Annotated in this window: 13 protein-coding genes; 6 read left to right on the top strand and 7 right to left on the bottom strand. The window is 72.5% G+C overall.

All coding sequences use genetic code 11. The features are described from left to right. Positions 1–55: 55 nt before the first annotated feature. From ACFY30_RS32225 to zapE, 4 genes are all read right to left on the bottom strand, one after another. Entirely contained in the window at positions 56–1,561 is a 1,506-nt protein-coding gene (locus ACFY30_RS32225; protein ID WP_390848674.1) for a SulP family inorganic anion transporter, read from the bottom strand. An 8-nt stretch (positions 1,562–1,569) separates the two neighbouring features. Beyond that, the gene (locus tag ACFY30_RS32220; RefSeq protein ID WP_390848673.1) at positions 1,570–2,151 is read right to left on the bottom strand and encodes a carbonic anhydrase; all 582 of its coding nucleotides are present in this window, start codon (positions 2,149–2,151) and stop codon (positions 1,570–1,572) included. 92 nt (positions 2,152–2,243) lie between these two features. Beyond that, on the bottom strand, positions 2,244–2,651 hold the full coding sequence (locus ACFY30_RS32215; protein WP_390848672.1) for a hypothetical protein: 408 nt from the start codon (positions 2,649–2,651) through the stop codon (positions 2,244–2,246). Positions 2,652–2,835: 184 nt separating this feature from the next. Then, complete coding sequence (zapE, locus tag ACFY30_RS32210) at positions 2,836–3,981, bottom strand: cell division protein ZapE (protein WP_390848671.1); 1,146 nt, start codon at positions 3,979–3,981, stop codon at positions 2,836–2,838. Here zapE and ACFY30_RS32205 point away from each other — a divergent pair. From ACFY30_RS32205 to msrB, 4 genes are all read left to right on the top strand, one after another. After that, positions 3,980–4,762, top strand: coding sequence for a pyrimidine reductase family protein (locus tag ACFY30_RS32205; protein ID WP_390848670.1), 783 nt, complete (start codon positions 3,980–3,982; stop codon positions 4,760–4,762). The genes zapE and ACFY30_RS32205 overlap by 2 nt on opposite strands. A gap of 156 nt (positions 4,763–4,918) precedes the next feature. Continuing rightward, positions 4,919–5,392: an indole-3-glycerol phosphate synthase gene (locus ACFY30_RS32200; RefSeq protein ID WP_390848669.1), complete on the top strand. Its 474-nt coding sequence runs from the start codon at positions 4,919–4,921 to the stop codon at positions 5,390–5,392. 80 nt (positions 5,393–5,472) lie between these two features. Continuing rightward, positions 5,473–6,858: a UDP-N-acetylmuramate--L-alanine ligase gene (gene murC, locus ACFY30_RS32195; protein WP_390848668.1), complete on the top strand. Its 1,386-nt coding sequence runs from the start codon at positions 5,473–5,475 to the stop codon at positions 6,856–6,858. A 13-nt stretch (positions 6,859–6,871) separates the two neighbouring features. Continuing rightward, the gene (gene msrB, locus ACFY30_RS32190; RefSeq protein WP_390662039.1) at positions 6,872–7,279 is read left to right on the top strand and encodes a peptide-methionine (R)-S-oxide reductase MsrB; all 408 of its coding nucleotides are present in this window, start codon (positions 6,872–6,874) and stop codon (positions 7,277–7,279) included. 18 nt (positions 7,280–7,297) lie between these two features. Here the strand turns inward: msrB and ACFY30_RS32185 are convergent, their stop codons facing one another. The 3 genes from ACFY30_RS32185 to ACFY30_RS32175 all read right to left on the bottom strand — a co-directional run bounded on the left by ACFY30_RS32185 (position 7,298) and on the right by ACFY30_RS32175 (position 10,715). After that, the gene (locus ACFY30_RS32185) at positions 7,298–8,356 is read right to left on the bottom strand and encodes a YbhN family protein (RefSeq protein ID WP_390848667.1); all 1,059 of its coding nucleotides are present in this window, start codon (positions 8,354–8,356) and stop codon (positions 7,298–7,300) included. A 215-nt stretch (positions 8,357–8,571) separates the two neighbouring features. Then, complete coding sequence (locus ACFY30_RS32180) at positions 8,572–10,026, bottom strand: sensor histidine kinase (RefSeq protein WP_390848666.1); 1,455 nt, start codon at positions 10,024–10,026, stop codon at positions 8,572–8,574. Beyond that, on the bottom strand, positions 10,023–10,715 hold the full coding sequence (locus tag ACFY30_RS32175) for a response regulator transcription factor (RefSeq protein ID WP_390848665.1): 693 nt from the start codon (positions 10,713–10,715) through the stop codon (positions 10,023–10,025). The genes ACFY30_RS32180 and ACFY30_RS32175 overlap by 4 nt, the downstream gene beginning before the upstream one ends. A gap of 151 nt (positions 10,716–10,866) precedes the next feature. Between ACFY30_RS32175 and ACFY30_RS32170 the strand changes: the two genes are divergently transcribed. Both ACFY30_RS32170 and ACFY30_RS32165 read left to right on the top strand, forming a co-directional pair. Then, positions 10,867–12,204 (top strand): ferric reductase-like transmembrane domain-containing protein, encoded by a 1,338-nt coding sequence (locus ACFY30_RS32170; protein WP_390848664.1) that lies wholly within the window; start codon positions 10,867–10,869, stop codon positions 12,202–12,204. Between the two features lie 19 nt (positions 12,205–12,223). After that, positions 12,224–12,922: an FMN-binding protein gene (locus ACFY30_RS32165; RefSeq protein ID WP_390848663.1), complete on the top strand. Its 699-nt coding sequence runs from the start codon at positions 12,224–12,226 to the stop codon at positions 12,920–12,922. Position 12,923 lies beyond the last annotated feature (1 nt).

Raw genomic sequence — 12,923 nt, 5'->3', positions numbered from 1 at the left:
CCATGCTCCGGGCCGGACGGCGGGCTCCGCGGCGGTGCGGGCGGTTCCGCCGTCCTCAGACCGCCGTGGCCCGTACCGGCTCGGTGACCCGCACCGGTTCGGTGCCGGCCGCGCTGTGCTGCTGGGCCCAGGTCTCCAGGGCCGTGCGGCAGGCGTGGTCGAGGTGGTGCAGGCCGGTGAGGTTGAGCTCGACCGGGCGGTCCTGCGGCAGGGCCTCCAGGCTGTCGAGGATCTTCGGCAGCTTCAGGAAGGTCGCGTTGCCCGACAGGTACGCCTGGATCGGGCCCGCGCCCTTGTCGACGACCTCCAGCCGGATGTGCGAGGCCTCCCACGCCGTCTTCACCACGGCGAGCGCGAGGCCGATGAGGACGCCCTCGAACATGCTGACCGTGACGATCGACACGGCCGTGACCACGAGGATCAGCGCCTCGCCGCGGTGCTCGCGCCACAGGGCGGCGAGCGCGCGGACCGGGACCAGCTTGGCACCGGCGTGGACCAGGATGCCGGCGAGCGCGGGGAGGGGGATGTAGGCCAGTGCTTCCGGGAGCAGCGCCGCGAACAGCAGCAGCCACACGCCGTGCAGCACCCGGGACGCCTTCGTCCGGGCACCCGCCTGGACGTTGGCCGCGCTGCGCACGATCACCGCGGTCATCGGCAGCGCGCCGAGCACACCGCACAGGGCGTTGCCCGCGCCCTGCGCGACCAGTTCCCTGTCGTACTCGGTGCGCGGACCGTCGTGCAGCCGGTCCACGGCCGCCGCGCTGAACAGTGACTCGGCGGACGCGATCAGGGTGAACGCGACGATCGTGCCGAGCAGGCCGATGTCCGCCAGCTCGCCGAAGGCGGACGGCGACGGCGGCTGGACCGAGCCCAGCAGGCCCTGCACCTCCACGGTCGCCACCGGCAGGTTCAGCACCAGCGCGGCCAGCGTCGCGAGGCCCACCGCGGCGAGCGGGCCGGGCACGACGCGCACCTTCGCCGGCATCCGCTTCCACAGCACGAGTACGGCGACGGTGCCGGCGCCGAGGGCGAGCGAGGCCGACGCGGCGGTGTTCCCGGCCGCGTCCACGAGCGCCCCGGGCAGCCCGGCGATCTTCTCCGGGCCGGTGTCCGGCGCCTTGGCGCCGGCCACCGAGTACAGCTGTCCGGCGATCAGCACCAGGCCGATGCCGGCGAGCATGCCCTCGACCACGGAGACCGAGATGGCCCGGAAGTAGCGGCCCAGCTTCAGGGTGCCCATGACGATCTGCAGGGCGCCCGTGGCGAGCACGATCACTCCGAGGGCGGGCAGGCCGAACTCCTGCACCGCCTCGAAGACCAGCACGGTCAGACCGGCCGCGGGACCGGACACCTGCAGGGAGCTGCCCCGCATCAGACCGGTGACGATGCCCCCGACGATGCCGGTGACGAGCCCGAGCTCGGCCGGCACGCCGGAGGCCACGGCCACGCCCACGCACAGCGGGAGCGCGACCAGGAAGACGACGAGTGAGGCGGCGAAGTCCTGCCGCAGATGGGGGAACCGGGCTATTCGGCCGGTGTTCCGGCCGGACGTGTCGTTCATCGCGGCGCTCACAGGGCCTCGAAGCCGTCCGTGTCCACGCGGTGTTCGAGCACCGCTCCGGTGTGGACCTCGTAGTACCAGCCGCGCACCCGCAGCCGGCCGTCCGCGAGCCGCTTCTCCACGCAGGGGTAGGAGCGCAGCCGCAGCAGCTGGGCGAGGACGTGGTTCTGGACCGCGGCGGCGACCGTCGGGTCGTTCGGGTCGGCGGCTCCCGGCTCGTCCGCGGCGTGCGCGAGCCAGTCGCGTACGGCGGGAACGGCGTCGAGGTCGTCGCCGCGCACCAGCGCGCCCACGGCACCGCAGTGCGAGTGGCCGCAGACGACGACGTCCTGGACGCCGAGGACCTCCACCGCGTACTCGATGGTGGCGGCCTCACCGGTGGGACGCTCGGAGCCGTACGGCGGCACGATGTTGCCCGCGGTGCGCAGCTCGAAGAGCTCGCCGGGCCGGGCGCCCGTGATCAGGGCGGGGACGACCCGCGAGTCGGAGCAGGTGATGAACAGGACCTGCGGGGACTGGCCTTCGGCCAGCCTGGCGAACTCCTCAGGGCGCTGTCCGAACGTACGGGCGTTGTCGATGAGGGGCTGCATGATGTCGTGACTCCTCCTGGCGCGCTGTGGGGGCGCGTCGGACGTGCAGGAAAACAGGACAGGTGGGGGAACTGCTGTTCTGCTCCGCGCTCTCAGCAGCGGAAGACCTGAAGTGCCGCCGGAGAGTGGGCCGTCGACGATCTCGACGAGCGGTGATGGGGATCGGCGGGCCGCACGGGTTCGTGCACGGCGGCCGGATCCAGTGCCAGCAGCGCGCGCTCGGGCTCCTGGGGGCCCGAGGCCGCGGCGGCGGTGGCGCGGTGGCGGTCGCGGGAGCGCAGGGGGTCCGTCGGGCCCCCGGTGCGGCCGCAGTCGCGGACCGTGACGTACTCGTCGCGCAGGGGAGTGCCGGAGGGTTTGATTCCGGTCTTGGTCTTGGCCTCGACCTGACGCACGGTGTGCGCGTGTGCGAAGGAAGGCGTGGGTGCGAAGAACGGGAGGGCGAGCAGGACGGCGGCGAGGAGCGCGAGCGCGGTCCGGGCCGTCGCACCTCGGAACATGTGCCCCCCTCCCGGCGGCGCCCGCCTCTAGTCCAGACCAACGGTTGGTCAATGGCTGGTCAAGAAACACGTTAACCCTGCGAAGTTGTTTGCAGGGTTAACTCGGCGTTTCGAGAAGAAGTGCGCCTCAAAAGCGAGGGGTATGTGGCGTGAACCGACTCTTGACCGCGGCGGGGGAGATCCTTTACCGGGGCTCGACCAGCCGCTTGGCGTCCCGGGCCAGCGCGGTGAGCCGGGAGATTGCCCGGAAGTACTTCTTGCGGTAGCCGCCGTTCAGCATCTCCTCGCTGAACAACTGGTCGAAGGGGAGCCCGGAGGCCAGCACCGGGACCTCGCGGTCGTAGAGCCGGTCGGCCAGCACGACGAGCCTGAGGGCCGTCGACTGGTCGGGAATCGGCCGTACCTCCGTGAGGCACACCGCCTTCAGGCCATCGGTGAGCGCTCCGTAACGGCTGGGGTGGACCTTGGCGAGGTGCTCCAGCAGATGCGGGAAGTCGTCGAGCGAGGCGCCCGGGGTGGCGTACGCCGTCTTGGTCACCTGTTCGTCGGAGTACGGCGCCGGGGCCTGCGGCAGGCCGCGGTGGCGGTAGTCCTCACCGTCGATGCGCAGCGTACGGAAGTGCGCCGACAGCCCCTGGATCTCGCGCAGGAAGTCGGCGGCCGCGAACCGGCCCTCGCCCAGCTTGCCGGGCAGGGTGTTGGAGGTGGCCGCGAGCGCCACGCCCGCGTCGACCAGCTTCCCGAGCAGGGTCGAGACGAGCACGGTGTCGCCCGGGTCGTCCAGCTCGAACTCGTCGATGCACAGCAGCCGGTGGCCGGCGAGCGTCTGGACCGTCTTCTGGAAGCCCAGGGCGCCGACCAGGTTGGTCAGCTCGACGAACGTGCCGAACGCCTTCAGCGCGGGCTCGGCCGGGGTGGCGTGCCACAGGGACGCGAGCAGATGGGTCTTGCCGACGCCGTAGCCGCCGTCGAGGTAGACCCCGCGCGGGCCGGCGGGCGTCTTGGCCGCCCTGGCCTTCCCGAAGCCGAAGAAGCCCCGTTTGCCGCCGCCGACCGCGTGCGCCCCGCCGAGTCCGCCGGCGAAGCCCTCCAGGACGGCGACCGCCTCGGTCTGGCTCGGCCGGTCCGGGTCCGGGAGGTAGGTGCTGAAGCGCACCGAGTCGAAGCGCGGCGGCGGCACCATCTCGGCGACCAGCCGGTCCGCGGGGACGTACGGCTCACGGGCGCACAGGGACAGGGGGGCCGCGTCGGCTATCTCGTCGACAGGGGCGGCGGGGATGGAGGACGACACGGTTCCCCATGCTAATCCGCGTGCCAGACTGCGAGGCATGCGACGGCTGTTCCCTGTGACCGACCAGACACCCGCCACGGCCCCCGGAGACCGGGAGTGGAGCCTCGACGAGCTCGCCGACGCCTACGCCTACCCCGAGCCCCCGCCCGGGGGGCCGCGGCCGTGGCTGCGGGCCAACATGGTGTCCACGCTCGACGGCGCCGCCCAGCACGAGGGCCGCTCCCAGCCCATCTCCACCGCCACCGACATGCGGATCTTCGGCACGCTGCGAGGGCTCGCGGACGTGGTGGTGGTGGGCGCGGAAACGGTACGCCAGGAGGGGTACCGGCCGGCCCGCGCGCGGGAGGACTTCGCCGCGCGGCGGGAGGCGGCCGGACAGGGGCCCGCGCCCGCGATCGCGGTGGTCACCGCCGCCCTGGACCTGGACTTCTCGCTCCCGCTGTTCACCTCGCCGCTGGTGCCGACGCTGCTGCTGACCGGTGCCGCGGCCGCCCCCGACCGGGTGGCCGCCGCGGAGAAGGCGGGCGCGCGGGTGGTGATCGCCGGTGACGGCATGGGCGTGGAGCCCGCGCGGGCCGTACGGGCGCTCGCCGAGCTGGGGCACACCCGGCTGCTGACCGAGGGCGGGCCCCGGCTGCTGGGCCAGTTCGTCGCCGCGGGCGTGCTGGACGAGCTCTGTCTGACCGTCTCGCCGCTGCTCACCGCGGGGGACGCGCAGCGGATCGCGGGCGGGCCCCCGGTCGCGGTGCCCCAGCGGTTCGCGCTGGTGTCCCTGCTGGAGGAGAACGGATTCCTCTTCAGCAGGTACGGCAGGGTCTGAAACGGCCCCGTGGGGTTAGGTGTGCAGGTGCGACACCCCAGGGCCCCGAAACGGCGGAATCTGCCGTTCCGGTTAGCTCCGGGTGGGCAGACTAGGACTCGCAGTTCCCGTGCCGGCACGGGCAAGGATGGCTTTCCGCAGGAGAATGGGGCTCTGGTGTTCACAAGCGTTTTGATGATCGAGAAGGCCCTGACGTCCGCCGACGTGGAGTTCGTCACGACCCTGCACGGGGACGAGGCGGTCTCCTTCCACGTCCTGCTCCAGCCGCGCGGCGACCAGGCCGACCGGCTGCTGCGGGCCATCGACGACGTGGCCCTCGGGGAGCTGGACGAGGCGGCGCGCGAGCGCGAGACGCCGGAGGGGGAGGAGGCCAAGGGGTTCGGGGAGAGAGCTCTGGAGGTCTCCCTGCAGGCGCTGCACGCGGCCGGCAGTGAGGCGCGGGGGCGGCTGGTGGAGGACCATCCGCTGGACGCGCTGAAGGCGCTCGTGGCGGAGGCGGACGCGGACGAGGTGATCGTCCTGACCGATCCGCACTACGTGGAGGAGTTCTTCCACCGCGACTGGGCGTCGCGGGCACGGCACAAGGTGGGGGTGCCGGTGCTGAAGCTGTTCTCGCACAGCAAGGCCTGAGGCGTTCCGTGCGCGCGGGGCGTGTGCCATAGGGTTCGGGATTGACCGACCACGTCCGCCGTACCACCCAGGAGACACACATGGCACCCGGCCTCCCTACCGCCATGGACCGACCGCACTTCATCGGCATCGGCGGCGCCGGGATGTCGGGGATCGCGAAGATCCTCGCCCAGCGCGGGGCGAAGGTGGCGGGCAGTGACGCGAAGGAGTCGGAGACCGCCGCGGCGCTGCGGGCGCTCGGCGTCACCGTGCACATCGGGCACGCGGCGGAGCATCTCGCGGGCGACGCGAGCTGCGTCGTCGTGTCGTCGGCGATCCGCGAGGACAACCCGGAGCTGGCCCGCGCGGCGGAGCTGGGGATTCCGGTGGTGCACCGGTCGGACGCCCTCGCCGCGCTGATGGAGGGGCTGCGGCCGATCGCGGTCGCCGGCACCCACGGCAAGACCACCACCACGTCGATGCTGGCCGTCTCGCTCTCCGAGCTCGGCCTGAACCCCTCCTACGCCATCGGCGGCGACCTGGACGCCCCCGGCTCCAACGCGCTGCACGGCGACGGCGGGATCTTCGTCGCCGAGGCCGACGAATCGGACCGCAGCTTCCACAAGTACGCCCCCGAGGTCGCGATCGTCCTCAACGTGGAGCTCGACCACCACGCCAACTACGCCTCGATGGACGAGATCTACGAGTCCTTCGAGACCTTCGCCGGGAAGATCGTGCCCGGCGGCACGCTGGTGATCTCCGCGGACCAGGCGGGCGCCCGCGAGCTGACCCGGCGGGTCGAGGGCGTGAACGTGGTGACGTACGGAGAGGCCGAGGACGCCGACGTACGCGTCCTGTCGGTCGTACCGCAGGGCCTGAAGAGCCTGGTGACCGTGGTGCTGGACGGACGGGAGCTCGTCTTCACCGTCTCCGTGCCGGGCCGGCACTACGCGCTCAACGCCGTCGCCGCGCTGACCGCCGGCGTGGCCCTGGGCATCCCCGCCGGTGAACTGGCCCCCGCCCTGGCCGCGTACACCGGGGTCAAGCGCCGGCTCCAGCTCAAGGGCGAGGCCGCGGGCGTCCAGGTCATCGACTCCTACGCCCACCACCCCACCGAGATGACCGCCGACCTGGAGGCGATGCGCGCCGCCGCCGGTGACGCCCGCATCCTCGTCGTCTTCCAGCCGCACCTGTTCTCCCGGACGCAGGAGCTCGGCAAGGAGATGGGCCGGGCCCTGGCCCTGGCCGACGCCTCCGTCGTCCTGGACATCTACCCGGCCCGCGAGGACCCGGTCCCGGGCGTCACGAGCGCACTGATCATCGACGCGGCCCGCGCGGCGGGCGCCGACGTGACGGCCGTGCACGACAAGGGCGAGGTGCCCGAGACCGTGGCGGGAATGGCGAAGCCCGGTGATCTCGTTCTCACCATGGGCGCGGGCGACGTGACCGACCTGGGCCCGCGCATTCTGGACCGTCTTTCGCAGTGAGGGGCTGAGGATCGTGTCGTACGACGTCGAGAAGCCGGACGAGCAGTGGCGGGCGGAGCTCACTCCGGCCGAGTACGCCGTACTGCGCCAGGCCGCGACGGAGCCCGCCTTCACCGGTGAGTACACCGACACGAAGACCACGGGCGTCTACTCCTGCCGGGCCTGCGGCGCCGAACTGTTCACCTCCGCGACCAAGTTCGACTCGCACTGCGGCTGGCCGTCCTTCTACGACCCGAAGGACACCGACGCGGTCGAGCTGATCGAGGACCGGTCGCACGGGATGGTGCGCACCGAGGTGCGGTGCGCCCGCTGCGGATCCCACCTCGGCCACGTCTTCGCCGGGGAGGGGTATCCGACCCCGACCGACCAGCGGTACTGCATCAACAGCATCTCGCTGCGGCTGGCGGCCGACGAGGGCTGACCCGCCGGCCGGCCGGTCTCACAGCTGTTCGCGCTGCACCAGCGCGGACAGCACCAGCATCCCCGGCAGCAGGGGCAGCCAGACCGTCAGCGTGCGGTAGCCGATGACGGTCGCGGTGGCCAGCGGGAGCGGTGCGCCGTAGCCGGCCAGGGTGAGCACCAGGGCCGCGTCCAGCGGGCCGATGCCGCCCGGGGCGGGGACGGCGCCGGCCGCGGTGCTCGCCGCGAGGAACGCGAACAGCAGCTCGGGCCAGGTCAGGGGGAGGTCCAGGGCCTTCCCCACCGAGGCGACCACACAGGCCTGGATCAGCGGGGCCGCGAGCGCGCCGCCCCACAGGGGGACGACCCGGCCGGGCCGGGTGTGCAGACGCCGGGCGTCGGTGAGGGCCGTGCGCACGAAGTCCCCGGCGGGGCGGCGCAGGGGCCGCACGAAGGCGGCCAGGACGGCGGCCGCGGTCGGCGCCAGCACGATCCCCGCCCCGGCCAGCAGCAGCGTGCGGCGGTCCGGGAGGAGCGCGGCGACGGGCGCCGTGAACAGGAAGGCGAGCACCAGGGGTGTCTTCGCCAACGCCCTGACCAGGGAGTACAGGGCGATCGACGCGGTGGCCCGGGGGAGCGGGACGCCCTGGCGTCTCAGGAAGCGGATGGTCACCGCGTGGGCGCCGATGCTCGCCGGCAGGACGTGGTTCGCGGCACCCGCGGCGATCTGCGAGGCCACCAGCAGGCCGGGCGGCAGCCGGTCCGGGATCGCGCCCTGGCGGACACAGGCCGCGGCGACCGAACCCAGGCAGGTGAAGAGGAGCCCGGCCAGCAGCCACCAGGGGTCGGCGCCTGCCAGGCGGGCGATGCCGTCGCGCACGGCGTGCCAGTCGACCGCCGCCCACACCCCCAGGTACAGCAGGGGGAGCAGGCCCACGGCGCGGCGGGCGGCGGTGGAGGACCGCGGGGGGCGGCGGGGGGCCGCGGTCGGCGACGGGGGCGGGGAGGCGGTGCCAGCGGTGCCCTGGGGCTGGGGCTGGGGCGGGGTGGCGGGTGCGGTCGGGATGGCGGGAGTGGTGTCGAGCGGCGACAGGGTCACGGCACACGTCGTCCTTCCGCGTCACGGCCGCGTAGGGCGGTGTGACGGATCAGGCCCGGGGGGGAGGAGGGGAACGCGGGGGAGAGTTTCCCCTCCGGTGTGACGGCCCGGTGTCCGGAGGCCGACGGGGTGCGGGCGGAGGGGCGACAGGGGCGCGGTGGGCTGTGAGAGTTCTGCCCCCGCCCGGCACCGCTCATCCCGGCCGGCGCCACCCCTCAGCGCGCCCTGCCGCCCGGTGCGAGCGGCAGGGTCACGAGGAATGCCGTGGTGTCCGGCTCCTCGCCCAGTTCCAGCCTGCCGCCGTGCGCCCGCACCAGGGAGCGGGCCACGGCGAGGCCGAGGCCGCTGCCGCCCCGGTCGCGGCTGCGGGCCTTGTCGACGCGGTAGAAGCGGTCGAAGACCCGGTCCCGGTCGCCGGGCGGGATGCCGGGGCCCTTGTCGGCGACCCGGACGCGCGCCGAGGACGCCGTGACGGACACCTCGACCGTCACCGGCGTGCCGGAGGGGGTGTGCACGGCCGCGTTGGTCAGGAGGTTGTCCAGCACCTGGCGGATGCGATGCGGGTCCATGCACAGCCGTACGGCGGCCGGGCCCGGGAGCACCGTCAGGGGGTGGCCGGGATGGCCGGCGCGGAACGCGTCGGCCGCCTGCCCCACCAGCTCCACCAGGTCGGCGTCCTCCCTCCGCAGCGGGGTCTCCACCTCCGCCGCGTCCAGCCGGGCGAGCAGCAGCAGATCGTCGAGGAGGACGCCCATCCGGGCGGCCTCGGCCCGCAGCCGGGCCAGATGCCTGTCGCGCTCCTCGGGGGCGTTCGCGGCCGCGTACTGGAAGAGGTCCGCGTAACCGCGCACCGACATCAGCGGGGTACGCAGTTCGTGCGAGGCGTCCGCGACGAAGCGGCGCAGACGCTGCTCGGCCTCGGCGCGCACGGCGAGCGAGTCGTCGATGTGCTCCAGCATCGTGTTGAACGCCGTGCGCAGCTCCTCCACCTCCGGGCCGCCGCCCGCTCGGTCCGCGCGCAGCGGCAGCCGGGACGCCGACTCGGTCAGGTCGTGGGAGGTGATGCCGTGCGCGGTGTGCGCCATGTCGCTGAGCGGCTTCAGACCGCGCCGCAGCATGGCCCGCCCGAACACCACCAGGGCCGCCAGCGCGAGCACGAACGTGACGACCTGGATGGTGATCAGGTGCTGCACGGTGTTGTCGATGTCCTCCATGGGCGCGCCGCTGACCAGGACCACCCCCGGCTCCACCTCGCAGGCGCGCAGCCGGTACACGCCGTCGCCCCTCAGCTGCGCGGTGCGCACCACCTCGTGGTCGGCGACGGTCTGCGCCCGGGCCAGGGTGGTGAGGTCGTCGATGTCCTCGGGCACGTCACCGGGGTCCTCCGGCTCGCGCAGCACGGGCGTGCCGTCGCGTACGTCGTACACGGCGTAGTACCAGCCCCAGTACTTCTTCCCGGTCAGGCTGCCGGAGTCGACGATGCTCTTGGACTGGGCGACCTGGGCGATCGCGAGCTGCTCGTTGAGCTGGGCCGACAGATAGTCCCGCATGTAGGTGGTGAGGGCCGTGCCGACGACGGCGAAGACCACCAGGGCCAGCGCGCCGAGGCCCAGCGCCAGCCGGGTGCCGAGCCGCATCCCGCGGTACGTCCGCCGCAGCCGGCGGATCACTCGGCCGCCTGCCGGATCACGTATCCGAAACCCCGCACCGTCTGGATCAGCGGATCGTCGCCCGTCGCGTCCAGCTTGCGGCGCAGCCGGCTGACGACCAGCTCCACGACGTTGGAGCGGCCGCCGAAGCCGTACTCCCACACATGGTCGAGGATCTGCGCCTTGGTCAGCACGGTCGGCGACTTGCGCATCAGATAGCGCAGCACCTCGTACTCGGTCGGGGTGAGCGTGAGCAGCCTGCCGGCGCGCCGGACCTCGCGGGTGTCCTCGTCCATCGTCAGGTCCGCGACCCGCAGCACCGAGCGCTGGAAACCGGGCCCCGTGCTGCGCCGCAGCACGGTCCGCAGCCGGGCCATCAGCTCCTCCACCGCGAACGGCTTCACCAGGTAGTCGTCGCCGCCCCGGGTCAACCCCGCGACCCGGTCCGCGACCCCGTCCCGGGCCGTGAGGAACACCACCGGCACCATGGTCCCGGTCTGCCGCAGCCGGTCCAGCACGCCGAAACCGTCGATGTCGGGCAGCATCAGGTCGAGCACCACGATGTCCGGATGGAACTCGGCGGCGCGGCGCAGCGCCTCCTCACCGGAGTTCGCGGTGACCGCGCTCCAGCCCTCGTAGCGGGCGACCGTCGCCACGAGATCGGCGATCGGCGGGTCGTCGTCCACGACGAGGAGTCGTACTTTTTCCACCCGCTCATACTGCGTCACGCGCCGCTCGCCGTGGGACCCGCATGTCACACGTGCGCCGATCGATAAGCTCTTGAAAGTTGTACGACAGGAAATCGACAGCACGGCACGGACAAGCTCTGTGTTCCAGGACCCGATCAAGGAGTTTGCGTCCGTGACGACCGTCCAATCGCCTCCCGTTCCCCCCACGGCGATACGTCCCAAAGTCGTGGCCCGCACCGGCCTGTACACCGTGCTGGCCGCGAACGCGGCCGTCGTGACCCTCTTCGCCGTCCAGGCGGGCTTCGCCTCCAACGCACTTGTCGTGATCGGCAGGTTCGCCGGTCTGTACGGCGCGCTGCTGATGGCCTTCCAGCTGCTCCTGGTGGCCCGGCTGCCCTGGCTGGACCGCCGGATCGGCATGGACCGGCTGACCAACTGGCACCGCTGGACCGGCTTCGGCCTGCTGTGGACGCTGGTGGGGCACGTCGTGTTCATCACCCTCGGCTATGCCGAGTCCTCGTCGATGGACCCGGTCGGCCAGCTCGTCGACCTCGCCGAGACCGTCGAGGGCGTGCTGCGCGCGGCCGTCGCGATGGTGCTGATCCTGGTCGTCGGCGGTGTCTCGGCCCGCTGGGCCCGCCGTCGACTGGCCTACGAGACCTGGCACTTCATCCACCTGTACACCTACGTCGCCGTGGTGCTGGCCTTCACCCACCAGGTCGCGGTCGGTACGACCTTCACCGCGTCGTCCGCCGCCACGGCGTACTGGTACGGCGTGTGGACCGTCGCCCTCGGCTCGGTCGCCCTGGGCCGCCTGGTCCTGCCACTGTGGCGCAACTGGCGTCACCAGCTGCGCGTCGAGGCCGTCGTCCCCGAGTCGGACAACGTCGTGTCCGTCTACATCACCGGCCGTCACCTGGACCGGCTGCCCGCCCGGGCCGGCCAGTTCTTCCTGTGGCGGTTCCTGACGAAGGACCGCTGGTGGCAGGCGAACCCCTTCTCCCTCTCCGCCGCCCCCGACGGCACCCGGCTGCGCCTGACCGCCAAGGCGGCCGGCGACGGCTCCGCCGGCCTGCGCCACCTCGAGCCCGGTACCCGGGTCTTCGCCGAGGGCCCCTACGGCGCCTTCACCGCGATGCACCGCACCCGCCCCGAGTCCCTGCTCATCGCCGGCGGGGTCGGCGTCACCCCGATCCGGGCGCTGCTGGAGGAGATCCAGGGCCACGCGGTCGTCGTCTACCGGGTGGCCGGCGAACGCGACGCCGTCCTCTACGACGAGCTGCGCGAGCTGGCCGTCGCCAAGGGAGCCGAACTCCACCTGGTCACCGGGCCGCCGGTGCCGGACCGGCTGGCGCCGCGTGAACTCGCCGCGCTGGTACCGGACATCGCGGAGCGGGACGTCTTCCTGTGCGGGCCGCCGCCGATGATGAACGCGGTCCTCGGCACCCTGCGCGAACTGGACGTGCCCAGGACGCAGATCCACTTCGAACGCTTCAGCCTGGCGGGATGAGGGAGACGAGGAAAACACAGTGAAGCGAGCCATTCCCGTACTCGTCCTGTCCGTCGCCGGCCTGATCCCGGTCTGGCGCTACGAACCGTCCACCGGGACGTCGTCCTCCTCGTCCGTCGCGGATGCGGCGACGACGCCCTCGACGTCCTCCTCGGGCACCACCTTCACCGGTACGACCGTCACCACCGAGAAGGGTGACGTCCAGGTCCGGATCACCTTCGACGGCGACGAGATCACGGCCGTCAGGATGCTCAGGCAGCCGAATCATCCGCAGACGACGGCGGCGGTGCCGAAGCTGATCGCCGAGACGCTGGAGGCGCAGAGCGCGGACATCGACACGGTGTCCGGTGCGACCCTCACGAGTGACGGCTACAAGGAGTCCCTCCAGGCCGCGATCGACAAGCGGGCGGCCGCCGCCTCGGCGTCCCCTTCGGCCTCGGCCTCCGCGCCGGCCGGTGCCTCCCGAACGGTGGCCGGTTCGACGGTGACCACGGAGAAGGGCGACGTCCAGGTCCAGGTGACCTTCGACGGCGACGAGATCACGGCCGTCAGGATGCTCAGGCAGCCGAATCATCCGCAGACGACGGCGGCGGTGCCGAAGCTGATCGCCGAGACGCTGGAGGCGCAGAGCGCGGACATCGACACGGTGTCCGGTGCGACCCTTACGAGTGACGGCTACAAGGAGTCCCTCCAGGCCGCGATCGACGCGAAGGGCTGAC

Origin of the sequence: Streptomyces sp. NPDC000345 (genome assembly GCF_042898825.1) — a bacterium.
Lineage (GTDB): Bacteria > Actinomycetota > Actinomycetes > Streptomycetales > Streptomycetaceae > Streptomyces.
This window is presented reverse-complemented; position numbering and strand designations above follow the sequence as displayed.